The following is a 25334-nucleotide window of genomic DNA, read 5'->3' as shown; positions in this document are numbered from 1 at the left end:
CCTCCGCCTCGTATCGCATAGCGCGGAGTGGGGAGCATCGCCAGACATTTTTTGAGGCCTGTCGGCTGACTACCTATTGATTCCAAAATCCCGGTCCTGTGCCACCGATCGGCTTTGAACATGTGCTAATGCCGCGGGCGCACCCCGCTTTGCATCACGCCGGGCCTGTGATACGAGCGCAAGCTTTTACAGGGACGATGATATTGAAGGTTGTACGAAGCGCGCTTGCCGATTTCGATCGCGGCCTCAGAATGCGCAATGTGTGGATGGCGCTGGCCCATGAGGATATCGGCGACCAGCACAAGCGCACGACGCTCGGCCCTGTCTGGCTGTTGATCAACTACCTGGCCTTTGCCGGCACTTTCGTCGTCATGTTCGGCAACAATCAGTCAATACCGCATTTTGCTGTTTACGTATTGCTCGGGCTATTTGTCTGGCTCTATCTCACGGAAGTTGTCACCCAAAGCGTTACGCTCTTTACCCGCGAGGAAAGCTTCATCAAGGGCACAACACTGCCGCTCACCGTTTATGCCCTGCGCATGACCATGCAATCGGTGATCCGTGCCGGCTATGCGCTGGCCGGCTGCATCGCCATGCTGCTGTTCTTGGGTACGCCATTCACCGTTGAGTGGCTCTGGTCGGGGCTGGCCCTCATCCTGATCGTGATTGCAACGCCGGCGGCGATCCTGGTCCTTGCCGTGGCCGGTGCCTTCTTCCCCGACTTGAACTTCATCGTGCAGAATGTCATGCGCATCGGCATGTTCGTCACGCCGATATTCTGGCTAAAACCAGCCGGGGGCATCCAAGCCGAAATCTATCGCTGGAATCCCTTTACCTACTTCCTAGAGATCGTACGCCTGCCGGTGCTCGATGCCAAATTCCCCATCGCCGCTTTCGGCATTTGCGCTATAGTTACAGTTTTCCTCTGGGTGATGGCCGCGCTGCTTCTGGGTGAGTATCGCAAGAAGATTGTATTCGTGCTCTAATGGTCTCGATCCGCGCCGATAATGTCGGGCTGACCTACACGGTTCGCCAAAAGCTGACACTGGCCTCGCGTGACAGGCGCATGCCGACCGGTGGGCAGATAGAGGGCGAGGGCCGCGACCGTCATGTAAGGGCGCTTGACGGCGTAAGCTTTTCGCTCCAGGCGGGCGACCGGCTTGGCCTTGTTGGCGTCAATGGTGCTGGCAAAACGACGCTTCTCAAGGTGCTCTACGGCATTTACGAACCAACGAGGGGGCGGACCGCCATCGAAGGCCGTGTGGACGCCTTGTTCAACATTAATCTCGGCTTCCGGAGCGAGGCCACTGGCCGGCGCAATATCGTCCTGCGCGGGCTAATCAATGGCTGGACTAATGCTGATATCGAGAAGCGAATGGATGAGATCATCGAGTTTAGCGAACTTGGTGATTTCATCGATGTTCCTTTCAAGGCCTATAGCCAGGGAATGGCTGCCCGTCTCGCCTTTTCCGTCGCAACCAGCCTTGAGCCCGAGATACTCCTCATGGATGAATGGATTGGCGCTGGGGATCCCAGTTTCCAGGACAAAGCGAAAAAGCGGATGGATGAACTTGCTGAAAAGGCAGGCATCATCGTCCTAGCGAGCCATAATCATGGTCTTTTGAAACGCACCTGCAATAAAATTCTCGAACTCGATAAAGGCCGGGTGAAGGCATTCCAGCCGGCTGAACAGTGGTTCAGCAAAGAGGTCGAGAACGCAGTCACATGAGGCGCTAGCTATGCAGCTGAACAGCTCGACGATAGTCGGACCTTTTACTCAATGTCGGATTGCAACCCCCTGCATGGGGTAGGATTTCTAGTATGCAAATCATAATGACTCCAAAAGAAGTCGATCTTCTGTCATCGTTTCTTTCAAAAACAAAGCACTACTTTGAGTTTGGTATGGGTGGAACCACTCTACTCGCGAGCAGTCTGGTGGCTCAAAGCGTAACTTCTATAGAAAGCGATAAGGAATGGGTCGAAAAAGTTCGATCCGAGATCGGCGATCCAAAAATTAAGATCACCTTGCGTCATATTTATGTCGGACCCACCGGGGGGTGGGGAACGCCCGTAGATAGAAGCCATGAGCATTTATTCCCAACCTACTCAAATGCTATAGTTGAAGCCGATACTGAAAAAATTGATTTTTGTTTAGTGGACGGCCGTTTTAGAGTCGCTTGCTTTATGACGGCGCTCCTTTGGTTAAGGCAGGATGCCATAATAGCAATTCACGATTATACAGTTCGCCCCCATTACCATCTGGTAGAAGAATTTGCCAGGAACGTCGCGACCTGTAACACCTTAGCACTTTTCGTTCGGCGTAGCGATGCCGATACAGAACGCATGCAAGCTGTCATAGAAAACTACGTTAGAAACCATGAGTGACAATTTATAGCATGGGCTATGTCGAAATTCTTCTCTTTATATGCTTCATGCCTAATATTATTCCGAGCAAGCCGATATTGCTTTCGCCGCTACATCTCGCTAGCGCACACGCTTCAAATTTGCCGATTTGAAGTTTTCGTATCGTGGCCAAATCGGGGGAATTGGGAATGAAGACGATTAGGAAAATTGGCCCACATTTGTTCGATCTCAAAAGTGCGGGCATCTTTTACAAAGACCAGCGCAATGCCTTGCTCATTAGAAAGAGCCATCTGTTCGATGCCCCTTGGTACCTTTCCCAGAACACAGACGTGGCTATGGCAGGCATCGATCCCGCTCTGCATTACGCACGGCATGGAGCCTACGAAGGTCGCAACCCCAGTCCATTTTTCGACAGTCTTGGGTACATCGCTGCAAACCCCGACGTCGGCGCCGCCCACCTAAATCCCCTTGTTCACTACATCAAATGGGGTCGAAAAGAGCGACGACCCACGGGCTCTCCTCCAGTTACTCAGTTTGGTACCCCGATTACTCCCACTATCGCGCTTGATCGCACGCCGGATTTCCGCCCGGACAACGAATTAGTTGGTTCTTTTGAGCAATTCACATCTTCCTATCCGTCGCCGCGAAACAAAACGGGGCGCATCGTGGTCTTCGCATCGTACAGTGCAGACTCGGCCATACACCCGTATGTAGTGTACTATCTGCAATCTCTAAGGAAAATTAGCGACACAATAATTTTCGTTGCAGACAATAAATTTCCCGATGACGAATTGGCGAAGCTAACCGGCATAGTCGATGCCCACATATGTGAGCGGCACGAGGAATATGATTTTGGTTCATATAAACGTGGGATAGTTTATGCAAACGAACGCGGCATTCTTTCCGATGCGGATGAATTACTTCTTTGCAATGACAGCTGCTATGGGCCCGTATACGACTTCGATAAGCTCTTTGAGGAAATGTCAACGCGAAAATGTGACTTTTGGGGACTGACGGATAATTCCCAGTTTTCTTACCATCTTCAGAGCTATTTCGTTGTTTTCAAGAAAAATGTCTTTTCATCTCAAGCTTTCATCAAATTTTTCTCCGCAATCAAGAAGGAAAAATCTGTTTCTGATGTTATACTGAACTATGAAGTTGTCATGACATCCTATTTCCGGGATCTAGGATTGACGTCCAGCTGCTACACTGACGATGGCGGCGATGTCATTGACGAAGCAAGGCGCTTGAACCCCAATTTGACTGTCTTTCCCAACTTACTTCTGGAAGTTGGCTGCCCGTTGTTAAAGGTGAAGGCATTTAAAAAAACCGCCGCCAACTATGATGGCATCGGTGCCTTTCTGCGCAAAATACATTCTGTTAATCCCGAGCTCTATACATACATAATTGAGCACTCCCACCCATCGAGATTTTTCGAAGCGGATGGAGTCCGGTTTTCCATCATCACGCCCTTCTACAACAGGAAGAGTTCAATTTTTCGCTCCATAGACTCGGTTCTCGGTCAAAGGCATGCGATTTATGAACTGATCCTGGTTGACGACGGATCGACAGATGGCGCGTACGACGCCATCATAGAGCGGTATTCAGACGAAATGAGCGGCGGCAAAATCAAGCTCATTCGCAGCAACGAGCGAACCGGCGTTTCGGCGGCTCGAAATGCCGGATTGGCTAAGGCATCTGGTCCATGGATCGCCTACCTGGATTCCGACAATTGCCTTAAGCCGAATTTTCTTTCGACGTTTGCAAGCAGCATCATCGAGCATCCAAATCACCGTCTTTTCTACTCCTGCTTTGAAAACCAATCCGATGGGGTGGTACGTGGAAGGCGGCCGTTCAATCGCCCGGCCCTGTTGAAAGCAAACTACATAGATTTAGGCGCGTTCGTGCATTCAAGAGACATGTTTCGCAATCTCGGTGGCTTCGACACCACCATGAGGCGTTTGGTCGATTGGGATCTGATTATCCGCTACACGGAAAAGGCGCCTGCGGTGTTCATACCGCACCCCTTGATGATCTATAACGATGCTGCGACTGATAAATCTCGCATTAGTGTGAGCGAGTCATTAGATGACGCGCGCGTTTACTTGCGCGGAAAACATGGTATGCCAATTACTATCACAACCATTGTTCCCGCTTATAATCATGAAAGTTACATTTCGCAGGCGTTGGACAGCGCTATTAAGCAGGCGGGTGATTTTATCCACGAAATCATTGTTTGTGACGATGGTTCCAGCGATAGGACACGCGATATCGTCAAGGGCTATGTTCAGAAACATCGGCATCTTGTTCGTGACGTTAGCAACGATGAGAACCTGGGAATATCCAGTACATTTCGAAAGTGTATCGACAATGCGGCCGGTGATTTCATTGCGATTCTTGAAGGTGACGATTACTGGTCGTCGCCCGATAAACTTCAGAAACAGCTGAAATTTCTCATGGACAATCCGGATTGCTCGATGGTGTTCTCAATGATCGATGTTGTTAACACCCAAAACGGCACAAAACGATTGCTGAATCGGCAGAAGGTATTGACACGCTCAAAGCTCACGGGAAGCGACTTTCTGAATGACCCATCGATGAATCTTATAGCCAACTTTTCAAGTTGCCTTTTCAAGTCGGGGCTCATGAAGTCTCTGCCTGATAGGCTGTTTGAGGGGCGGTTCAATGAAATTGCGTTGGCATTTCAACTGGAGAAGTCCGGAGCGATCGGATTTATACAAGAAGTTCTAAGCGTCTATCGTCAACACCCACAAGGCGTTTGGACAGGAAGCGACAAACGCAGACAACTCGAAAGCGCGATTCAGGCCCGGCATATGGTCAAAGACGTCGCGGCGCCAGCCTATCACGACCGTATTCAGAGCGTGATCGATCAAAAGTCTTCGGAATTGACTGAACTGGATATCAGAGACCCGTTGGGATCGTAGTGTGCAGTCCGCTCCCTTTTTCACGGTCAGTGAGACTGCGACCCGTCAAGCGTCTATTGTCGAGCGGGTGTCACTGCCGATAACAGCGTCATGCAGCTGATTTCGACGTCTGGCGCATAACCGCGAGGATCTCATCCAAGATTTCGCCTGGCTTGTCCGGAGTAGCCCTCATGACATAGCCATTCTCCGATTTGGCGACCGCTTCGGCTTGTGCGCCGAGCGAGAAGCAGAAAACCGGAAGGCCGGTCGCCAGCATTTCGTGAATGGAGTAGGAGAAGGTTTCCGGCCAGATAGAAGGCATCAGCCAGCATCCGATCTGCTGCTGCGTAGCAATCCTGGATAAATCCTCGATCTGATACTGGCCGTAGACAGCAATAGCCGAACGATGGAAGCGATAATCGAAGTTTCCGATGATGGAGATGCGGACGCGCCGATCGTTCGGCAGGACCGCCGCTAAATCCTTTACCGCACGCGCGCCCTTTTGATAGCCAATATTGCCCAAAACTCCAATTGTCAGGACACGGGTAATCGGCGCGTTCACTGGCGAAGGCTGATATCGAAGGGCATGCGGCTTGACCACTATCTTGGGCGCAACTGTCGGATAGGCCTTGGAAACGATCTGGCGACTGCTATCGGAAAAGACCTCAATCTGCTCGGCGACGGCCATGACGCACCCCCATACCTCGCGCCACTCACGGATATCGGGATTTGCTGCGGCGCTGTTGGGATTGCCGGCTCCGAGACAGGCTGTGCAAACGTCCGTTGTCGGGATGCCGCAATATTTTCCGTTATTGTTGAGTAGCGTATAAGAAGGACAAACCGGAAAATAATCGTGGACGAGAACCGAAAGACGATCGTTTGGCCGGCGAAGCTCTACCATAAGAGCTGCAATTTTAAGTGGTTCGCGTGATCCAACAATGCATGAATAGACCAGGTTCAGGTGATCGACAGTATGAAGAAGATCGCGCAGATGGCCAAGATCATCAATGTGGACCTTGGTTCTGCCGGCGGCCGAATGGACCTCCAGCTCAAATAGGCCAGTGTCTGTGCGCTCGCGAACGGTGACGGCGCCCTGATCCATCGTCTCGATTTCCGATTTGATGCGGCTTTGCAAATAGGATTCGGCGCCGCCTCCCAGATCGTGAGCGAAGTATACCGGCAAGGGCCGATCTGGTCTCTTGACTGCTGCGACGGCGAGCAGAATGCGAGCCGACAAAAGTGGATCCGTCGCGATAAAGTCCTGTACATTTGCATCATAATCCGGATATCGCTTGGAAATGATCGCGCCGTTCGAACGCATCAAACGTGCCTTTGCCTCCAATCCGAATGAATTGCCTCCGGAGTGTTCAACGAATAAATTGGGCACCGCGACGTGACGTCCGCCGAGTGCATGCGTCTTCTGGCACCAATCTACTTCTTCGCCATAACCCTTACCGAATGCCGGGTCGAATTTTGAGACCTGGCCGAGGAATTTCTTATTCATTGCCATGCAAAAGCCGACGCCTGTCGGTACATCAACCGACAAAACCGCTGGATTGATTTTTCGGGCTATAGAGTCAATGGCGTCGACCTGTCCGGGTCGTAGATCGGTTTTCCGACAGATCATCGGAACAGAGAAAATCTCGGCATCATTTGACATCGGAGTGGCGGAAGCCACCATCTCATCGGCAATGATCGGAGCCATGAGCCGGGACAGCCACCTCTCGGGCACGAAGGCATCGGAATTCAGTAGAACGACATGGTGTCCGGCAGCAGCTTCCAGCCCCCTGTTAACTGCCTGGACAAAGCCGAGATTGTGCTCGTTCTCGATCAAAACAGCTTTAGACCGGCGGCTGGCAACCCAATCCCGCACCCAGGGCCTCACGCGATTGTCCGTCGAGCAGTCTTCAACGATGACGAGAGAGAAAGGCCCGTCGGTGAAACGCTCGACGCGGTCCAAGACCTGAGGCAAGATTTCCAACCCGTTGTAAACCGGAAGAACAATGAAGATCTTTTCGTCAAGCACCGGCAACGCCGAGTTTTTGGTTAAGATAGCTGCCGTCCAATCAACCTCGGGTTTCCGATCAAAAGTGAGGTAAAGATCTTTCAAGTCGCTTGAGGCAAGGGGATCGCGCAGGACGAAATGCCGGAACACGAGAGGAATGTTTTTGATGCCCAGCCATATCAGATGAAAGAAGATCGATCCGTTGGCGTACGCACGCTCCATCCGTGACATAGCAGTGAACTTATATTCCCTCGGGCCGTCTATTCCGTCGAATTCAATGCGCAGGTCGTCATCGCGAAAATGGATATTGAAATTGAAGCCCGTGGGGGTGTCGAGACGCAGGCCTCTTTTATCATTGATATCTTGACGGGCGTGGTCTGGCGTGATCGAGCGACGGACCGGCCCGGCTGCTAGCCGGAGGACTGGTCTTGTCGTCCATCCCCGCAGGTGAATCATGCCGCGCTCGACCTTAATCTCCTCGATATGGCCGACAGTTTCGCCGTTGTCGTCACTGAGACTGAACCCAGGCCGTGAATTGCAGCGGGTCTCGACAAGAATACGGCGATATACAAGCTTCAATTTCCGCATTTCTGCAGCGAATTGACGCCAAAGCTCGATCAGATTACTGTTTTGCATAGTTTTCTATATCTGCCGATCAAGCGACGGGTAGGCTGTCTCGGTCAGGCGTAGACAATCAGGGAGGTCAATCGCCGGAACAGCGCCCACTGTTTGGCATGCCCCTATTTTCCAAAGGTAGTCAAAAGCCGCTTTGCCGCTCTCAGTGGCACGGTGACGCGCCATGAGGTACTGGAATAAACAGCGCTGAGAACATTATGCAGTCTTTTCTCCTCAGAGCGAGCATTCTCGCGATCGGTAAGTGCCACCGAGAGTCTTTCTTTTAAGACCTGTATCTCTTCGGCCTTCTCAATGACCTGCGCATTCGTCCGCAAAATCTTGGCGTCACGTCCTTCGATCTGACGTTGCCACTCTTGTCGATCCACTGCAAACTGCACCTCGCGCTCGCCCACCTGTATTGCCCTCTGCTCGCACTCGGCCCTTAAGGTGGCAATCTCGCCATCGCGCGCTTCGACCTGTCGCTGCCACTCTTCGCGGCTCAGCGCAAACTGCGCCTCCGCGTGCCTTACCGCGCGGGCCGTATTCTCGCGGTCGGCGACTTGGCCGAGATGGGCGAAGGCGGTTCGTACAGCCCCCCGATCATAGTCCTGTTCGCCCGCAGCGAAAAGCGCCTCGACTGCCTTTGGGTAGCTGTCGCCAATTCCTAGAACACCTAGGCCGTGCCCGTGTAGGAACTCGAAATGTGGCCGGCCCGCCGAGATTTCGTCCCAAAGACGAAAGACGGCGAAATCGCGCTCACGTACATTCGTGTCGTGAAAGAGCACAATGGCGTTTTGCGTCAGCTTCGGCCGCCAAGTCTCGAAGTCATGACGAACAGCGTCATAGGTGTGCAGACCATCGATGTGCAACAGGTCGATGCTGGCGTCCTCGAAATGGTCTACAGCCGCATCGAAGGTCGACCGTACAAGACGCGAAAAGGCCGCATACTTTGGGGCATGGTAGGCAGCGAGATCGCGATAGACCTTTTCGTCGTAGTGGCCCGCATGCTCATCGCCCTTCCATGTGTCGATTGCATAGCAGCTGCAGTGGAGACCCAGCAACTCGATGGCTTGGCAAGCCGCACAGTAAGAGACCCCGGCGTGCGTACCAAGCTCAACAAACCGGCGCGGCCGCAGCGCATCGATCAGCCAGAACATGAATGGCACGTGCTCGACCCAAGCGGACGGAGCGACAAGATCGGGGAAGCGGAATGTCGTCGAATTGAAAGGAATCATCGCTGCCCCTCAGTTCCGGTCAAGCGCATTGTCTCCGCAAGCGCAAGAGCACAGTCAGGCCGAAGAAGCTGTCGTACCATCTCTTGCGTCGACATCCGCCAGTATGGCGCATTCCGCCCGAATGCGGCTCCGGATTTACCGTCGACAGGCGCGAATTTCGGCAACGTTGCGTTTTTGTGAGACAGTCCATTATCTCGATATCACGTACCCACGCGCCAGGCCCGCCCTGCATGGCACTTGTGTCGAGAATATGACAGGGGAGTCCACTCGCCGGCTCCTGCTAAATGATAGACGCCGAAGGCGCCAAAGTTCTCGTTGCCACGCATTGTCGCCGCGACTTGCAGGATTGCGTCGGCAATATCAAGGCCAGAAGTGGGATTTCTCCACTGGTCAGCCACCGCCGCGATCTGTCGCGCTTCACTGCCATCCTCAGTATCGTCTTGACCAAATTCTTACCAAACGGCTGTGCGATGCGCAGGATGAGGTGGCGCAGATTGGCCATCGCGGCCGCCCGCTCGCCGGCGGAGAGGTTGTGGAGCGTCACCAGTAGATCGGCGATGAGTTTGAAGCTTTGTGCCTGTTCGAACGTCCAACAGCACAGGTCCCGCGCGATCCTGGCGAGCATCGGCCCCCCACGGCGCAACAGGCCGTCGGCGGATGGCACGATGAGCTCGTCAACGAAACGCCAATAATCACCTGCACGCGATCTCGAAAACTCGCTGAATGGAGGTCCGCCACCCGATTTGTGGGAAGGAAACGCAATGAGTGACATCGACAGCAAAGAGTTCGTTCTTGCAGGCGTCGTCATGAAATGTCTGCTGTCCGGAGAACACACTGCAGGGCAGTTCTGCCTCTTCGAAAACAAAAGCGACGGAAGCACGAGGACGCCGATCCATGTCCACGCCAAGGACGACGAGACGGTTTACATCATCGAAGGCGAGTTGACCGCGGTGATCGACGGCCGGCCTCAACGCCTGACTGCAGGGGAGAGCGTCTTCCTGCCGCGCCGCATTCCGCACCAGCTTATGAACATGAGCGGCAACCCTGTCAGATACATACTGATCGGGACCCCCTCTCTATTCGACCGGTTTCTCGTGGAAGCCGGCCACGAACTTCAACCGGACGAAGTCGTGGCTCCCCCGACGCCTGAGGAGATCGAGCGTCTGCGCGAAGCTTCGCCGAGATTCGGAATAACTTTGCTCTCGGATTGGCCGCCGCCCAGGTGACGCGGTCGTCCTGGGCATCAAGAATTCCACTGATGCAAAGCAAGACATCCGCCCGGCGTCGATCGAGCCGGACTACAAAGCGGGGCCTAGTCGGATCGGGCTGCCGTCGCTGAACCGCGACAGGCGAAACCTGTTGAGATCGTGTCCGATCTTGTTTCCCTGGATAAGGTCCGACACGACACGGCCCATGCCCGGTCCGATGCCAAAGCCGTGGCCGCTCATCCCGGCCGCAACGACGAGGCCTGGAATCTCGGCGACGCGATCGACGATAGGCACCACATCCGGCATCGCATCGATCATGCCCGCCCAGCTCGCCTTCAGCCGCACTTCCTTGAACTGAGGGAAAAGCTCCCTGAACCCGCGCTCGATCGAGCGGAGCCTGGAGGGCTCGGGTGCGGGATTCAGGATGCGCATCCGCTCGAACGGGCTTTCCTGGGTTGCGTCCCACTTGCGCGGCGTCGACCAGCCGTCCGGATATCCCTTAGGCGCCGCCGGGAGGTATCGCGTGCCCAAGGGATTTGCCCTCAAGGCGGGAAAGTATTTGACCGCGTGCCGGAATGCGTCCGGGCCGATATAGAGCTGGCTGGCGCCGCCCGACGCGAGCGTATAGCCGCCATCCTGCCGCCGCCGGAAGGCGATGTGTTCGTCGGCGGCGGCCCCAGCATGGATCTCGGGCATCGGCTCGGTCGCGGCGACGGTCGACCTGACACTGAGTTGCGGGATCGAGATGCCATGCGCGCGCAGGAAGAGCGATGTCCACGCGCCGCTGGCGACCAGAACGTTAGAGGTGGCAACGCGGCCCCTCTCGGTCCAGACGCCGCTGATCCGACCGCCGGCGCAGTCAAGCATGCGCGCCGCGCAATTCTCGATGATAGTGACACCTTCCCTGCCGGCGAGGCGAGCGATCGCCGGCACGGCAACCCAAGGCTCGGCCCGCATGTCCGACGGGGTCGTCATCGCGCCCTTGTAGCGCTGCGACATGGCGGGGATCAGGTCCGCGAGTTCCTTCGGTTCGAGGAGGCGTGTGTCGACATTATGTGCGCCGGCGATCTGCACGAACTCGGCAAAAGCGGCCATCTCCGTGTCGGTGCGCGCAAGGTATGTGATACCGGTCTGCCTCAAGCCGATATCCTCGCCACACTCTTCGGCAAGCTGCCGCCAAAGGCGGCGCGCTTCGATCATGATCGGCAGTTCGTCAGCGTCGCGGCCCTGCTGCCGGATCCAACCCCAGTTGCGCGATGACTGCTCGGCCGCGATGCGGCCCTTCTCGACAAGCGTAACCGAGATGTTCCGTCGCGCCAGAAACAGTGCCGTCATCACGCCGATGATGCCTCCGCCGACGATCACGACGTCGGATGTCTTCGGCAGCACCGCCTGAAACTGCACCGGGGTGGCTTCGCTGAACGGGAAGGTTGTCAATGGCAGCCTGTCTTTCTCTTGGTCACACCGACACCTTGGTCACATCGACACCTTATCCGCACACTTCTGCCGGCGGCATCGGTCGGCAGGACATCGCAGATGACCGCATTCAGCTGTTATCCAGACAGGCCGCCAGCGTCTCCGAGAAGATGCGGATACCCACCGGAATCAGTTCATCGCGAAAGTCATATTCGGGAGTATGTACCCGTGGCCAGTCGGGGCCGGACCCGAGAAAGAGCATCGCGGCCTTTGCGCCGCTCAGCCCGAACTGCCCGAAATCCTCCGAACCGACCGACGGTAACTTCTGGTCGTGCCGTCCAATACCTGCTCGCTCCAATCCGTTGGCGAGGATAGCCGTCGCCTCGGGCTCGTTGATGGAAGCGGCGAAGACGTCGTCGTATTCGTACGCGCAGAGGAGTCCGTGACGCTCCGCAGCAGTGCGGATCAGCCCCTCGACCCGCGCGACGAGGTTTTCCATGTCGTCGTCGTACACGGTCCGGAGCGTCGCCATGATCTTCGCTTCGCCCGGAGCAACGCCGAAGGATTCCGCGCCCATCGAAGCATGCGTAACGGTGACCATCGAGAATCCCGGACCTAGAGGCTTGCCGCTGCCGCAGGCCTGTAGCGCCGGCATCAGTTCCGAGATAGCCATCATCGGCGAGCGGCCATCGGCTGGGCGCGAGGCATGCGCAGTGCTGCCGGTCAGCCGGATGCGGATGCCCCGCGAAGCACAGTTCGCAGGCCCGGCGCCGAGCTGCGCGAAGCCGAATTCCACCTCCGGTGCGTTGTGCAGCGAGAATGCCCAGTCCGGCTTGATCTCGGCATAGCGCGGATCGGCGACCACGGCGACCGCACCCGCGCCGTTCTCCTCGGCGGGCTGGAACATCAGGATCACCCGCCCGCTGGTCGGGCGTGCCCGCGACAGGATGCGGCCGAGACCCAGCAGGATGGTGGAGTGACCGTCATGTCCGCACAGATGTGCCTTTCCCGGCACGGTCGACCGGTGTTCGATCTTGCCAAGCTCCTGAATGGGCAGGGCGTCCAGCTCGGAGCGGAAGAGGATCGTCGGCCCCGGCGCGCCGCTGTCGTAAATCGCTGCGACGCCCTGGCCGCCCAGTTCGGTCAAGACCTTATCGGGGTTTGTCGGCGCCAGCATCTCGCAGACGCGACGCGCAGTCTCCCGCTCTTCACCCGAGAGCTCGGGAGTGCGGTGAAGTTCGTGGCGAAAGGCCGTTAGCTCGCGAAGGTCGTCTTCGGTCGGGAGGGGGAAGAACAGTCGGTTGGTCATGTCAGGCAGCCGCTCGCAAAAGCATTCCATAGAGATCACGAGGTTCGTCTGGATCTGCGACCAGATCCAGGGAGGTGTAAAGCGCAGTCCCCTTGACCCTGTCGTGGACGTAGCGCAGGGCCGAGAAATCCTCAATCGCGAAACCCACGCTGTCAAACAGCGTCAACTGGCGTTCGTCCGTTCGGCCGATAGCGGTACCCGCGATGACCTGCCAAAGCTCGGTCACCGGGTGGTCGGCAGCGAGCTGCTGAATCTCGCCTTCGATACGAGTCTGGGCAGGATATTCGACGAAGATATCGGATCGTAGCAAAATGTCGCAATGCAGCTCCGTCTTGCCGGGGCAATCGCCGCCGATGGCGTTCAGGTGAACGCCGGTGCCGACCATGTTGTCCGACAGGATCGTCGCATACTGCTTGTCGGCGGTGCAGGTGGTGATGATCTGCGCGCCTTCGACGGCCTGTTCGGCGCTCGCGCAGCTCACGACCATCAGCCCGCTGCCCTGAAGGTTTTGAACCGCCTTGGAGGTTGCCGCGCGGTCGATGTCGTAGAGCCGCACGGTGTCGATGCCGCAGATCGCCTTGAAGGCCAGCGCCTGGAACTCGCACTGCGCGCCGTTGCCGATGATCGCCATGTTGCGGCTATTCGCCGGCGCCAGGTACTTCGCCGCCACGGCCGAGGTCGCAGCCGTTCGCAGCGCGGTCAACAGCGTCATTTCTGTCAGAAGCAACGGATAGCCGGTTTCAACATCGGCCAACACACCGAAGGCAGTGACGGTCTGCCGTCCGCTGCGCATGTTCTTTGGGTGACCATTGACGTATTTGAAACCGTAGGTCACTCCGTCGCTCGTCGGCATCAACTCGATGACGCCCGCAGTGGAATGCGAGGCGATGCGCGGCGTCTTGTCGAACTGCTCCCAGCGACGGAAGTCTTCTTCGATATAGGCTGCGAGATCGGACAGCATCCGCTCCACGCCCGTATCAACCACCAGCTGCATCATGTGCTGGACGCTCACGAACGGAACGAGGCTGAGGGGGCCTGGCGGACTGAGAGGCATCTTCATTCTCCTGTTTCAGGTCGGGACAGGCCCGAGCACTTGGTTATGGTGGTCGGCGTCGCCGCATCCACTTCCTCAATCGAGCGTCGCGGTGGCCGCGGCGACAACGCCGCGATCGAGGAGGCTCGAAATCCGATCGGGCGGCACACCGAGTTCCCGCAACACTTCGACCGTATGCTCGCCCAGCATCGGCGCGAAACGGGTGATCTCGACCGGAGTTGCCGACATTTGCACCGGGTTGGCCATGGTGATGGTCCTGCCTTCGGTCGGATGGTCTATCGTGTTGAAGAAGCCCACATCAGCCAGATGCGGATCGCGCAAGACAGTCTCAAACGTATGCATCTCCATGACCGGCACGTCGGCCTCGTCCAGCAGGTCGATCCATTCCCCGGAGGTGCGGGTCTTGAAGATGTCGGCAAGCCAGCCGTAAACGAATGAAACGTTCCTGATCCGAGCGTCGAAGCTGGCGAAGCGGCTGTCGGTGTCCATCAGGTCATCATGGCCAACGGCCTTGAGGAAGCGCCGCCAGTGATCGTCGGTGTAGACCAGCGCGCAGACATGGCCGTCGGCAGTGGGCAGAGGCCGGCGGTCGCGGGCGAGCTGGCGGGCATAACCACCATGGTCGAGTGGCGGATCGAAGGTCAGCCCGCCAAGATGGTCGCTGAGAATGAAGCTGACCATCGTTTCGAACATCGGCACGTCGACCCGCTGGCCGACGCCGGAGCGATTGCGCTCGATGATGGCGGCGAGGATCCCGCTCAACGCCGCCAGCCCGACGACGCGATCGGCAATCGCCGTCGGGACGTAGCGCGGCTCCCCCGATCCTGAGAGCACGAACAGGTGCGAAAGCGTTGCGCCACCCTGGATCAGATCGTCATAGGCGGGACGCGCCGCATAGCGGCCCTGCTGCCCGTAACCGTAGAGCCCGGCATAGATCAGGCGCGGATTGACGGCTCGAACCTCTTCCCATGACAGGCCGAGGCGCTTCATCGCGGCAGGACGAACATTGTAGACCATGACGTCCGCGCCGCGGCACAGCTCCAGCAGCAGTTCCCGCCCTTCGGCGGCCTTCAGGTTCAGGACAACCGATCGTTTCGACCGGTTCGCATTGAGGAACAGCGGCCCCATCGTCGGCGAACGCGACGGCCCGACATTGCGCATCAGATCGCCGGCGGGAGGCTCGATCTTGATGACGTCGGCGCCGAAATCGCCCATGTACTGGGTCGCGTACGGCCCCATCAGCACCGACGTCAGGTCGATGACCTTTATGCCTGCAAGCGGTCCTATCGCGACCTCCTATGTGTCATTCTCGATCTCATGCTGCCGGCCTGCGGCTGCCGCCACGTCCCGACGGGTTTCCGGCGCAACACCAAGCCGCTCTTTGCGTCGCCATGATCAGCATTCGAGCACCACATCTCCGCGTGGAACGGCCTGACACAGCAGGACCTGGTCATACGCCAGCAGCGGCACTTCGCCGGCTGGATAATCGGCTATCCCGCTGACGATGCGCTGGACACAGGATTGGCAGTCGCCCACCCGGCACGAATATGGAACATCGACGCAGTTTTGGAGGGCGAGGTCGAGCAATGAGCCCTCGCGCGGCGTCCAGATTGCGGTCTTGCCCGATTTCGCGAATGTGACCTTGCTGTCGCTGAGGGTCTGCGTGCCGGACAGATCGAGCAGGCCGCCTTCCGCCGCGGCAAAGGCCTCGAACCGGATGCTGTCGGGTGCTGCGCCAAGTGCGACAAGCCCGTCGCTCAGCGATGTCATGAAGGCTTCGGGACCGCAGATGTAGAAATCCACGTCCCGGACCGGCACGAGGCCGACGAGCGCCGCAGCATCGATGCGGCCGACGAGATCGCATTCGTCTCCATGCCGCGGGCGGGAGTAGCACGAGACCAGATGGATCCGGTCATTGTTCGTCCTCCTTACGATGCTTTGCGCCTCCTCCGCGAACAGGTGATGGGCGCCGTCGCGGGCGGCATGGATGAACCACACCTCACGGCCATCATCCTCTCGCGCCAGATGGTCCAGCATGGGGAGAAGAGGCGTGATGCCCACGCCCGCGCTGACAAGGACGATCGGACGGCCCGGAGGGCTCGACAGAACGAACCTGCCGGCGGGAACGCCGACCAGCAACTCAGTCCCCGGCTCGACCTTCTCATGCAGCAGGTCCGAAATGCCTCCGGCACCGATGCGTCGCACCGTGATGCGCAGGCTTTGCCCGTCCGGCCGGCGGGAAACGGAATAGGATCTTTGCCTCATGGCACCCGTGCCGTCTGTCAACGACACAGTGACATACTGCCCAGGCTCGACAGGGCCGATCGGCGCATTGTCTCGCGGCCTCAGGACGAAGGATGCGACGTCGGGGCTTTCGCGACGCCGTTCCACGCAGATGAAGCGACGCTTCCCCGACCAGTAGCTCCGCCGGTCCCGCTGCCAGACCCGGGAGCGCGAAAATGCAGAGGAGCAGTGAAAGAAGACCTCGCGCGGTACGATCTTCACCGCGCGCGTCTCCTCTTCGAACCGCCCGTTGATGCGAAGCAGCTCGTTCCGCCCCGGCGTCACGGTCAGGAGCGCGCACTCGCCCCCCTCGCCGGTCGTGACTTCGGGCGGCAGCCGCAGGCGGTAGGCGTGACGGTTGTCGAAGGGGATGACCGACAGCGGCGCTTCCGCCGTCAGGTCGATGGCGATTTCGCCATTCTCACCCTCATGCGCCACGACGATGAAGGTCGCCTCGTCAATGAAATCCAGCCCGCCGGGGCCGGTAATGTCACATACCTTCTTCTGCACGCCCTCGCTGGGTGTGCCATAGACGTTGCGCACGCCTGCATTTGCCAGCAGGCGTTCCTCTTCCGCGTCCTTCAAAACCGGCCCGAAGCCGGCCGCAGCCTGGACTTGCTTGTCCCGCCCCACCACTGCGCCGAGGTCCAGCGGGGGCTTGCGGCGATCCGGGTCCAGCCAGAAGTCCGCGCGGGCGAATGCGGCGGTGTCGACGAACTCGACCGTTTCAGGAGTCAGGATCAACACGCTGATCGGCGGATTCTCGTCGGCGGGAAAGCACGCCAGATCCTCCGCCAGGAACGACACTTCGACGGAGGCCGTGACGCGCAGATACCGGTTGCTGCCGCGGTTGAGCACGATCAGCGCGACACTCGGATTGCTCAGCAGATTGCCGATCGTATCGAGCCTGCGGTTGCCGCTGTAGTCGGGCAGCAGCAGTGTGCCCTGTTCGGTCACCCGCAGGACGCATGGCTGCCCGCCCCGTGGTGAGACATCCATTGCTCCCTCCCGATTGCGGGAGGCGATGAACAGAAGCGTTGCGTTCTCGATGAACAGTCGCTTCTCTATGTTCATGTCAGGATGTTCCATGCCATCCCTGCAACTCTCGCCAGTTCGGCTCCAGCTCGGCGAAGCGCGCCAACCTGAACGACGAGATATCCGTGAAACTGCAGGCCCCGTCGACGACCAGGTCGCGGATCGCCCGGCCGCTCGCCGGCGACAGGCCGAAGCCGACGCTCGACATCGTGGCGATCACGACATTTTCCTGCGAGGAGAGCCTATCGATCACGGGCCGCCCATCCGGCGTGTTCTCGATCACCCCCGCCCAGGACCGGATGATGCGGGCGTGGGCCGCCTTAGGCAGCATTTCGAGGAGACGGCGGCCGATATGCCCCATCAGCGGGGTCGACGGCTTGTCCGGCGCGCCTTCCCAGGGGATCTCCAGCCATTCATGCGGCCCGCCGCCATAGGCAAGATTGCCGCGCAATGTCTGGCGGCCGTAGAGACCGTTTCCGTCAACGCCGCCATAGGCCATCAAGGGGAGCGGCTCGGTGACGATCATCTCGGCCCGCGCGCTCGCCATCGGCACCTCCTGGCCGAGCATGGCCGAAAAACGTCCGGTATGCGGTCCGGCCGCGATCACGAGTTGGTCGCAGCCGATCAGGCCGCGCTCGGTCTCGACGCCGGCCACCCGGCCGCCCTCGGTGTGGAACCCGGTCACGGCGCATTGCTGCATCAGCCGGCCGCCATGATCCTGCATCGCCCAGGCGTAGGCCTGGACCGTACGGTGCGGGTTGGCATGCCCGCCGAAGTGATAGAAGTAGCCGCCGGCCATGTTGTCGCCGGCAAGCGGAACGATCTCGCGGAGCTGTTTCAGATCGAGAAGCTCGCATCTGAATCCCTGCCTTTCCGAGGTGGCGATGCCGCGGCCGTAAAGCGTCAGCTGCTCTTCGCTCGAGGCGATCCGGATGCGGTTCGGTGCGAATTCCGTCGGGTAGCCGAGAAGTTCGTCCATGATCGGCCAAAGACGCTGTTCTTCGAGAAACAACGGCGATTGGCTATGCGTGCAGCCGCCCCCGTTTCGGCCGGACGCCTCCCAGCCGATAATGCCCTTCTCGATGACGAGCACGTCGACGCCGCTCTGCGCCAGCCACCAGCCTGTGCTCAGTCCCGTTACGCCGCCGCCGACGATTACGACCGAAGCTCCCTTGATATCGCTCATTGCCGCGTCGTTCATTCGCTCGCCGCCGTGCCGGTCGCGTCGTTGGTCGCGACCGTATAGAGCGCAGGAATGTCCCAGAAAGGTCGCCACTGGGCGTGAATGCCGAACCAGACGTCCCAGTGCTCGGCTTGATCCTCCGGAATCTGGCTGGCGATCGCCAGTGGCAGCGGGCGAACCAGCGCGCGATATCCGGCAAGCGGGATCGTCGACAGCGGCATCGCGGCCTTAAGCGCCAGCAGTGCGGCGACCTGCTCGCGGCAGCGCCGCCCTTGGCATGGGCCCATGCCGGCACGGGTCAGCCGCTTGACCTGGTCAGGATTGGGAGGCCCTTCGCCAAGCAGCGCCGAGAGCGAGCGGTCGTTGCGCCGCTCGGCCTGCCAGTCGAGATAGCGCGGCGGGCGGACTTCGAGGAGTTCGCGGGCGGTGACCTCCTCGCATTGGCAGACGTGGAACTCGGCGCGCGCCTCGATGACGCTGGCGTGCACCCAGGCCAGCCGATAGGCCGAGAGATCATAGGTCGGGCGATCCGGCAGCACGTTCTCGGGTGCAGCGCTGCCATCGCCGAGGCCGAGTTCGGACACGATCGCAGCGACGGCGCGCCTGCCTTCGATCTCGGCGATGCCCCTGTCGCGCGACTTGGTCGGCCAGATCCCGGCACAATCGCCAACGGCGAAAACGTTGCGCACGCTGGTGCGCTGGTCGGCATCGACGACCGGCGCATAGCCGCCGCGTTCCGGCTGGAAGGCGATCCGGCATCCGAGCGCGTCGAGCAGATCGATCACAGGCGTGACGCCGACCGCGAGCACGATCCCGTCGCAGGCAAGGCGGCGCTCCTCGCCGACGGAACGGCCTGCGGCATCGACGGCAGAAACCAGCACGGCCTCGACCGTATCGCGACCCAGCGCCTCGCGCACGACGTGGCCGGTCAGGAACGTGCAGCCGTCGGCGCGCAGCGCCGATACCATATCCGAGGGGCCAAGCGGCTCGGCCGCCTGCTCGACCACGGCGACGACCTCGATGCCGGCGCTTCGCAACGCCAAAGCGGCGGTCAGGGCTTCCGCCGAGGTTCCAAGTATCACGACGCTGCGGGGCGCCAATGCGCCGTGCTTCGCAAGCGCGACCGCTGCGGTCGCGCCCATCACGCCCGGCTTTTCCCAGCCCGGGAAGCCAAGCCCCATGTCGCGCCGCCCGGCGGCGACGATCACTTGCTCGGCGCCGATCATCCAGCCGCGGTCATCATCAGTCAGGCCAGCGACGGTGCCCGGCAGCCAATGCACGGCCGATCCGTTTCCATAGAGACCCCAGCAGGCGGTGCCGAGCCGCACATCGACGCCCGCCTCGAAGGCGGTCTCGATCAGCGGCTCGGAGGCGACGAGCGCCTCCATCATCGCATTGCGGTTGCGAGCGGCGCCGGACATGCCCTGCCCGTAATGCAGCGGCACCTCGTCGCCCATCGTCTTGAAAGAGACCGGGTTTTCGTCGACCAGAACGACGGAGAGGCCGCGCCGGGCGGCTTCGATGGCGGCTGCAAGGCCGGCAGGTCCCGCGCCGATGACAAGAAGCTGGGTATGCTCCTCGACATGCAGTTGCTTGCCGGCAACGGACTTCCTGTCGATCTTTGGCTGAACCATTGCGCGCCTCATGGTCTGCTTGGAACTACGACGTATTCCGCCGCCATCTTTTCGAGGTCGTGCCACAGGCTCTCGGCGAAACTGCGCAGCGGCATGAGCTCGAAGCGGTCGGCGGACGTACGGCTGACATGGGCCGAGATGTGGCCGATCAGCGTGGTCGTCGCGTGACCGATCTCGAACCGGGAGAGGTCGACGCCCGTCCCCTTGGCGAGGACCGCCTCCACGGCGTCACCCTCGACAGCGATACGGACGCGACCGTGGTTCTGCTCGACGACAGTGAAGCCATCGGGGAGGCCCGAGGTCAGTTCGGTAGGCACGTCGCGTGTCGTCGTTTCGTCGCCGACGAGGTACCATTGGCCGGGGCCATTGGCGCGCAGGGAAAGCCCGGCGCGCGCAGCAGCATCCGCGAGAGACCCGGCATGCGCGGCAGGGCCAAAGACCTGCAGGACCGTGCCTTCCGGCAGGGGCGTAAGTTGTACGCGTTCCGACCGAAGTGGCGTCGCAGAGCTCAGAACGGCGCGGTGGATCAGTTCGAAATCAGACATGCAGCTGCTCGTTCTCAGGGTCTAAGAAGACGGGATCGCAGAGCCTCCCGCGTGTCGTCTCGTTGCGCAGCCCGTTCCAGACAATGACTTCCTCGCCGTGCCGCTCGGGTCCGCGGACCACCAGGGCGAGACCGATCGTCGACTTGAGGTGCGGCGAGTAGGCGACCGAGGTGACGTAGCCCTGGTCGTTCTCCAGCGTCGCGGCCGCCTCCTTCGACAGTACGTGCGATCCGGCCATGAAGGATGCCGACGGATCGATCGGCATGACGCCGGTCAAGCGCGGACGGTCCGGATCGGACAGGCCCTCGCGCGCCAGCATCGCCTTGCCGATGAAGTCGGCCTTGGTCGCGGACACCATCTTGCCGAGGCCGAGGTCGGCCGGCACGACGGTGCCGTTGATCTCGGCATGCGTGACGAAACCCTTTTCAAGGCGCAGCACGCCCAGCGCCTCGACGCCGTAGGCGCAGATGCCGTGGCTCTCGCCGGCCTTCATCAATGCGTCCGCGACGCTTTCGCCATAGCCGGCCGGCACGGCCAGTTCATAAGCGCGTTCGCCGGAAAACGAGATGCGGAACAGCATACCCTTTAGCCGGCTGTTGAACAGCGACACTTCACGTGCCGCCAGCAATCCCATGGCGTGGTCCGAGATATCGTCGTCGACGATCTCCTGCAGGATTGCGCGCGATTTCGGTCCGGCGAGCGACATCTGCGCCCATTGGTCCGTGACCGAGGCAAGCTTCACGTCGAGCTCAGGCCAGTGCGCCTGGGCGCAGAATTCCAGGTGGTCCATGACGCCGGCCGCGTAGGCCGTGGTCGTCGTCAGGAAATAGCGGTTCTCTGACAGGCGGCTGGTCGTGCCGTCGTCGTAGATCATGCCGTCTTCGCGCAGCATCAGGCCGTAGCGCGCCTTGCCGACCGGCAGTTTGGCGAAGCCGTTGGAATAGACGCGGTCGATGAAGGTTGTCGCGTCCTTGCCGGTGATTTCGATCTTGCCGAGCATCGAGACGTCGCAGAGGCCGGCATTGGCGCGGACATTCAGCACTTCGCGATCAACGCTCTGGCGCCAGGTGGTCTCGCCTTGGCGCGGAAACCACGAGGAACGATACCACAGGCCGGTCTCGATGAAGACCGCGCCGTTCCTCTGCGCCCAGCCATGCAGGGGCGACTTGCGCACGGGCTGAAAGCGTTTGCCTGTCGAGGCACCGGTCAAGGCGCCGAAGGAGACGGGCGTGTAGAATGGCCGGAACGTCGTCGTGCCAACCTCGGCCGGCGAGACGCCGCGCGCCTCGGCAAGCAGCCCGATCGCGTTGACGTTGGAGAGTTTTCCCTGATCCGTTGCCATGCCGGTCGTGGTGTAGCGCTTGGCGAGTTCCACTTCGCCAAAACCTTCCCGTGCGGCGAGCTTCAGGTCGGCGCTGTGAACGTCGTTCTGGTAGTCGACGAACGCCTTGCCTTTCACGCCGGGGATCGACCAGACCGACCGTTCCGGACGCGCCGCGATGTCGCCCGAAACGGACGTTGGCGACGCTACGGCTTTCACGCCCAGTTCCCCCGCCAGCGCAACCGCTTGGGCCGAGCCTTGCGACAGGCAGTCCGCAATGCCGGTTGCATCCGTCACCGAGCCGGCCAACGCGATACCCTTCAGATCCTGCGGGGCAAGGAAGCTGAAATGTTCGTCGGACCAGACGGGCCGCCCGCCGCGGTGGCAGGCAAGGTGGACGATCGGGCTGAAGCCGCCGGCCATGGCCAGCGCGTCGATGCCGATCGTCTCGACGCCGCCGGGTCCTGTGACCGTGATGGAGGAGAGCGACTTGCCTCCCGTCGCGTCAGTCACATGGGCGCCGCGGATGATCCGCGCCGGGCCTTCATAGGGGACGTCCGAACGCAACCGGCTGTCAATGATCGCGGCAAGCCCCACACCGGCGCGATCGAGATCGCGGGCCAGCGCGTAGCCGCTGTCGTTGGTCGTGAAGATCGCCACGCGGCGGCCCGGCGCAACACCGAAGCGATTGAGGTAGGTCCGCATGGCGCCGGCCAGCATCACGCCTGGAATATCGTTGCCTCCGAACAACAGCGGCCGCTCCTCGGCGCCCGTCGCGAGGATCGCGTGCCTGGCGGCGATGCGCCAGAAACGCTCGACCGGACGGTTGGCGACCGGAGCCGCGACATGTTTCTGGACGCGCTCCACAGCGCCGAAGACATTGCTGTCGTACCAGCCGATGACGGTCGTGCGTGGAAGAAGCGTGACGTTCGGCAGGCTGCGCAATTCCTCGACGCAGCGCGCCGCGAATTCGGGCGCAGTCACGCCATCGACGGTCGCGGTTTCGGAGAGGAGCGCGCCACCGAACCTCGGGTGTTCCTCGGCGAGGATGACCCGTAGCCCGGCACGTCCCGCGGTCAACGCGGCGGCAAGTCCCGCGGGCCCCGATCCGATGACGAGCAGGTCGCAATGCGCCCATGATTTCTCGTAGGTATCCGGGTCTGACTCGTAGGTTGCGCGGCCGAGGCCGGCCGCCCGGCGGATCAGCGGCTCGTAGAGCTTCTCCCAGAAGGCCGCCGGCCACATGAACGTCTTGTAGTAGAAACCGGCGCCGAGGAATGGCGAGAACAATCCGTTCAGCGAGCCAAGGTCGAAGTCGAGCGACGGCCAACGGTTCTGGCTGCGCGCTTTCAGGCCGGCATAGAGCTCCTGCATCGTGGCGCGGGTGTTGGGGTCCGTGCGGCCGGCGCTGCCGATCGTCATCAGTGCGTTCGGCTCCGCCGCGCCCGCCGTCAGGATCCCGCGCGGCCGGTGATACTTGAAGCTGCGTCCCACGAGACGCCGGCCGTTCGCCAGGAGCGCCGAGGCGAGCGTATCGCCTGCATGCCCGGAATAGCTTCGGCCGTCGAAGGTGAAGGGCAGAGAGACCGAGCGATCGATGAGACCGCCTTTCGGCAGGCGATAGGAGGTCATGCAAGCACCGCCGGCTTTTCGGCCACATCCCGGCAGGCTGCGATCTCATGGCTCGCGGTGTCGCGCGTCACCACCAGCCAGCGTCGGCAGCCTGAGCTGTGATGCCAGTATTCGTCGTAACGGCCGCGCGGATTGTCGCGCAGGAACACATAGTCGAACCACGTCGCATACGGCGCATCGGCAGCTGGGCGCGAAAGCGCGGCGCCCTTGATCGTGAATTCTTCTTTCGGACGCACGCCGCAATGGGGGCAGGAGACTAGACTTGCCATTGAAAACTCTAATGCAGGTTGGGCTGGGCGCCTAAGCCCCGTTCGTCGATCGCGTATCCGCGTTCGAACCGGTCGAGGCGCATCTGCGCGGCGGTCGCGTGGGGCTCGCCCCGTGCCAGGAGATGCGCGAAGCAATAGCCGGCGGCAGGCGTCGCCTTGAAGCCGCCGTAGCACCAGCCGGCGTTGAGGTAGAGATTGTCGATGTGCGTGCGATCGATGATCGGCGACCCATCCATCGACATGTCCATGATGCCGCCCCAGCTGCGCAGCACCCGGACCCGCGACAACGCAGGTATGAGCGCGACGCCCGCCTCGGCGACATGCTCGACGGTCGCCAGATTGCCGCGCTGCGCATAGGAGTTGTAGCCGTCGATGTCGCCGCCGAAGACGAGTCCACCCTTGTCCGATTGCGACACATAGAAATGACCCGCGCCGAAGATCACCACGCAGTCGATGAAGGGCTTCAGGCCCTCCGACACGAAGGCCTGCAGGACATGGCTCTCGATCGGCAGTCTCAGGTCGGCCATTGCGGCCACGTGCGAAGAATTGCCGGCCGCTGCCAGCGCCAGCTTGTTGCAGCCGATGAAGCCCCTGGTGGTCTCGACGCCGACGACGCGGCCGTTCTCGCGGCGGATGCCGGTCACCTCGCATTGCTGGATGATGTCGACGCCGCGCGCATCGGCGGCCCGCGCATATCCCCAGGCGACCGCGTCGTGGCGCACGGTGCCGCCGCGCCGCTGCAGCAGTCCGCCCTGGATCGGAAAGCGGGCATTGTCGAAGTCGAGGAACGGCAGCATCGACTTGACCTGGTTGCGGTCGAGCAGCTCGGCGTCGACGCCGTGCAGCCGCATCGCGTTGCCGCGGCGCATATAGGCCGCGAACTGGCTGTCGTTGTGGCAGAGATTGATGACACCACGCTGCGACACCATCGCATTGTAGTTGAGGTCCCGCTCCAGCCCTTCCCAGAGCTTCAGGGACAATTCGTAGAACGGATTGTTGCCGGGCAGCAGGTAGTTCGAGCGGATGATGGTCGTGTTGCGGCCGACATTGCCGGAACCGATATATCCCTTCTCCAGCACAGCGACGTTGGTGATGCCGTGCTCCTTGGCAAGGTAGTGCGCGGTAGCGAGGCCATGTCCGCCGCCGCCGACGATGATGATGTCGTAATGCGGCTTGGGCTCCGGAAAACGCCAGGCGGAGGTCCAGCCCGTGTTCTTGCGCAGGCCGTTCAGGAAAATCGAGAAGGCGGAATAACGCATCACACTCATTTCGTATTCGTGTCGTGCCGGTCGGAGAGCATGT

At 60.3% G+C, this 25334-nt stretch carries 19 protein-coding genes; 5 read left to right on the top strand and 14 right to left on the bottom strand.

Annotation, left to right across the window (positions count from 1 at the left end; translation table 11 throughout):
* Positions 1-266 precede the first annotated feature (266 nt).
* The 4 genes from NKH73_RS22270 (at position 267) to NKH73_RS22255 (ending at position 5309) form a co-directional block, all read left to right on the top strand.
* Positions 267-986, top strand: a complete 720-nt coding sequence (locus tag NKH73_RS22270) for an ABC transporter permease (RefSeq protein ID WP_352936282.1) — start codon at positions 267-269, stop codon at positions 984-986.
* Positions 986-1729 (top strand): ABC transporter ATP-binding protein, encoded by a 744-nt coding sequence (locus tag NKH73_RS22265; protein WP_352936280.1) that lies wholly within the window; start codon positions 986-988, stop codon positions 1727-1729. The genes NKH73_RS22270 and NKH73_RS22265 overlap by 1 nt, the downstream gene beginning before the upstream one ends.
* Before the next feature lie 92 nt (positions 1730-1821).
* Positions 1822-2385 carry a hypothetical protein gene (locus NKH73_RS22260; protein ID WP_352936278.1) on the top strand — a complete coding sequence of 188 codons (564 nt, stop codon included), beginning with the start codon at positions 1822-1824 and terminating at the stop codon, positions 2383-2385.
* 167 nt (positions 2386-2552) lie between these two features.
* Positions 2553-5309 carry a glycosyltransferase gene (locus NKH73_RS22255; RefSeq protein ID WP_352936276.1) on the top strand — a complete coding sequence of 919 codons (2757 nt, stop codon included), beginning with the start codon at positions 2553-2555 and terminating at the stop codon, positions 5307-5309.
* Positions 5310-5397: 88 nt separating this feature from the next.
* Here NKH73_RS22255 and NKH73_RS22250 read toward each other — a convergent pair whose 3' ends face one another.
* From NKH73_RS22250 to NKH73_RS22240, 3 genes are all read right to left on the bottom strand, one after another.
* Positions 5398-7929 carry a glycosyltransferase gene (locus tag NKH73_RS22250; RefSeq protein WP_352936274.1) on the bottom strand — a complete coding sequence of 844 codons (2532 nt, stop codon included), beginning with the start codon at positions 7927-7929 and terminating at the stop codon, positions 5398-5400.
* 104 nt (positions 7930-8033) lie between these two features.
* Positions 8034-9143, bottom strand: a complete 1110-nt coding sequence (locus NKH73_RS22245) for a class I SAM-dependent methyltransferase (RefSeq protein WP_352936272.1) — start codon at positions 9141-9143, stop codon at positions 8034-8036.
* A gap of 200 nt (positions 9144-9343) precedes the next feature.
* On the bottom strand, positions 9344-9541 hold the full coding sequence (locus NKH73_RS22240; RefSeq protein WP_352936270.1) for a sugar nucleotide-binding protein: 198 nt from the start codon (positions 9539-9541) through the stop codon (positions 9344-9346).
* Between the two features lie 363 nt (positions 9542-9904).
* Here NKH73_RS22240 and NKH73_RS22235 point away from each other — a divergent pair, with 363 nt between their 5' ends.
* Complete coding sequence (locus NKH73_RS22235; protein ID WP_352936268.1) at positions 9905-10369, top strand: cupin domain-containing protein; 465 nt, start codon at positions 9905-9907, stop codon at positions 10367-10369.
* Positions 10370-10441: 72 nt separating this feature from the next.
* On the opposite strand, the gene NKH73_RS22230 is transcribed toward NKH73_RS22235, so the two are convergent.
* The 11 genes from NKH73_RS22230 to NKH73_RS22180 all read right to left on the bottom strand — a co-directional run bounded on the left by NKH73_RS22230 (position 10442) and on the right by NKH73_RS22180 (position 25291).
* The gene (locus tag NKH73_RS22230) at positions 10442-11788 is read right to left on the bottom strand and encodes an NAD(P)/FAD-dependent oxidoreductase (RefSeq protein WP_352936266.1); all 1347 of its coding nucleotides are present in this window, start codon (positions 11786-11788) and stop codon (positions 10442-10444) included.
* Between the two features lie 109 nt (positions 11789-11897).
* On the bottom strand, positions 11898-13076 hold the full coding sequence (locus tag NKH73_RS22225; protein WP_352936264.1) for an amidohydrolase: 1179 nt from the start codon (positions 13074-13076) through the stop codon (positions 11898-11900).
* Between the two features lies 1 nt (position 13077).
* Positions 13078-14136: an ornithine cyclodeaminase gene (ocd, locus tag NKH73_RS22220; protein ID WP_502893961.1), complete on the bottom strand. Its 1059-nt coding sequence runs from the start codon at positions 14134-14136 to the stop codon at positions 13078-13080.
* A gap of 69 nt (positions 14137-14205) precedes the next feature.
* A complete protein-coding gene (locus NKH73_RS22215; protein ID WP_352987302.1) occupies positions 14206-15417 on the bottom strand; it encodes a CaiB/BaiF CoA transferase family protein in 1212 nt (403 codons plus the stop codon).
* 108 nt (positions 15418-15525) lie between these two features.
* On the bottom strand, positions 15526-17487 hold the full coding sequence (locus NKH73_RS22210; protein ID WP_352936260.1) for a 2Fe-2S iron-sulfur cluster-binding protein: 1962 nt from the start codon (positions 17485-17487) through the stop codon (positions 15526-15528).
* Position 17488: 1 nt separating this feature from the next.
* Positions 17489-18649 (bottom strand): NAD(P)/FAD-dependent oxidoreductase, encoded by a 1161-nt coding sequence (locus NKH73_RS22205; protein WP_352936258.1) that lies wholly within the window; start codon positions 18647-18649, stop codon positions 17489-17491.
* Positions 18646-20265: an FAD/NAD(P)-dependent oxidoreductase gene (locus NKH73_RS22200; RefSeq protein WP_352936256.1), complete on the bottom strand. Its 1620-nt coding sequence runs from the start codon at positions 20263-20265 to the stop codon at positions 18646-18648. Before NKH73_RS22200 ends, NKH73_RS22205 begins: the two co-directional genes overlap by 4 nt.
* Positions 20266-20273: 8 nt before the next feature.
* A complete protein-coding gene (locus tag NKH73_RS22195; protein WP_352936254.1) occupies positions 20274-20810 on the bottom strand; it encodes a sarcosine oxidase subunit gamma in 537 nt (178 codons plus the stop codon).
* Positions 20803-23763, bottom strand: coding sequence for a sarcosine oxidase subunit alpha family protein (locus NKH73_RS22190; RefSeq protein ID WP_352936252.1), 2961 nt, complete (start codon positions 23761-23763; stop codon positions 20803-20805). The genes NKH73_RS22195 and NKH73_RS22190 overlap by 8 nt, the downstream gene beginning before the upstream one ends.
* Positions 23760-24032, bottom strand: coding sequence for a sarcosine oxidase subunit delta (locus NKH73_RS22185; protein ID WP_352936250.1), 273 nt, complete (start codon positions 24030-24032; stop codon positions 23760-23762). Before NKH73_RS22185 ends, NKH73_RS22190 begins: the two co-directional genes overlap by 4 nt.
* An 8-nt stretch (positions 24033-24040) precedes the next feature.
* On the bottom strand, positions 24041-25291 hold the full coding sequence (locus NKH73_RS22180) for a sarcosine oxidase subunit beta family protein (protein ID WP_352936443.1): 1251 nt from the start codon (positions 25289-25291) through the stop codon (positions 24041-24043).
* Between the last annotated feature and the right edge of the window lie 43 nt (positions 25292-25334).

The organism is Mesorhizobium sp. M0938, from assembly GCF_040319125.1.
In the GTDB taxonomy this organism is placed as follows: Bacteria; Pseudomonadota; Alphaproteobacteria; order Rhizobiales; family Rhizobiaceae; genus Mesorhizobium; species Mesorhizobium robiniae.
The sequence above is the reverse complement of the archived record's forward strand: the minus strand, read 5'-3'. Positions and strand labels throughout refer to the sequence as shown.

Excerpts from the sequence above, each read along its gene's own strand:
- NKH73_RS22270 (WP_352936282.1), top strand. The coding sequence starts at position 267 with ATGGCGCTGGCCCATGAGGATATCGGCGACCAGCACAAGCGCACGACG.
- NKH73_RS22265 (WP_352936280.1), top strand. The coding sequence starts at position 986 with ATGGTCTCGATCCGCGCCGATAATGTCGGGCTGACCTACACGGTTCGC.
- NKH73_RS22260 (WP_352936278.1), top strand. The coding sequence starts at position 1,822 with ATGCAAATCATAATGACTCCAAAAGAAGTCGATCTTCTGTCATCGTTT.
- NKH73_RS22255 (WP_352936276.1), top strand. The coding sequence starts at position 2,553 with ATGAAGACGATTAGGAAAATTGGCCCACATTTGTTCGATCTCAAAAGT.
- NKH73_RS22250 (WP_352936274.1), bottom strand. The coding sequence starts at position 7,929 with ATGCAAAACAGTAATCTGATCGAGCTTTGGCGTCAATTCGCTGCAGAA.
- NKH73_RS22245 (WP_352936272.1), bottom strand. The coding sequence starts at position 9,143 with ATGATTCCTTTCAATTCGACGACATTCCGCTTCCCCGATCTTGTCGCT.
- NKH73_RS22235 (WP_352936268.1), top strand. The coding sequence starts at position 9,905 with ATGAGTGACATCGACAGCAAAGAGTTCGTTCTTGCAGGCGTCGTCATG.
- NKH73_RS22225 (WP_352936264.1), bottom strand. The coding sequence starts at position 13,076 with ATGACCAACCGACTGTTCTTCCCCCTCCCGACCGAAGACGACCTTCGC.
- ocd (WP_502893961.1), bottom strand. The coding sequence starts at position 14,136 with ATGAAGATGCCTCTCAGTCCGCCAGGCCCCCTCAGCCTCGTTCCGTTC.
- NKH73_RS22210 (WP_352936260.1), bottom strand. The coding sequence starts at position 17,487 with ATGAACATAGAGAAGCGACTGTTCATCGAGAACGCAACGCTTCTGTTC.
- NKH73_RS22205 (WP_352936258.1), bottom strand. The coding sequence starts at position 18,649 with ATGAACGACGCGGCAATGAGCGATATCAAGGGAGCTTCGGTCGTAATC.
- NKH73_RS22200 (WP_352936256.1), bottom strand. The coding sequence starts at position 20,265 with ATGGTTCAGCCAAAGATCGACAGGAAGTCCGTTGCCGGCAAGCAACTG.
- NKH73_RS22195 (WP_352936254.1), bottom strand. The coding sequence starts at position 20,810 with ATGTCTGATTTCGAACTGATCCACCGCGCCGTTCTGAGCTCTGCGACG.
- NKH73_RS22190 (WP_352936252.1), bottom strand. The coding sequence starts at position 23,763 with ATGACCTCCTATCGCCTGCCGAAAGGCGGTCTCATCGATCGCTCGGTC.
- NKH73_RS22185 (WP_352936250.1), bottom strand. The coding sequence starts at position 24,032 with ATGGCAAGTCTAGTCTCCTGCCCCCATTGCGGCGTGCGTCCGAAAGAA.
- NKH73_RS22180 (WP_352936443.1), bottom strand. The coding sequence starts at position 25,291 with ATGCGTTATTCCGCCTTCTCGATTTTCCTGAACGGCCTGCGCAAGAAC.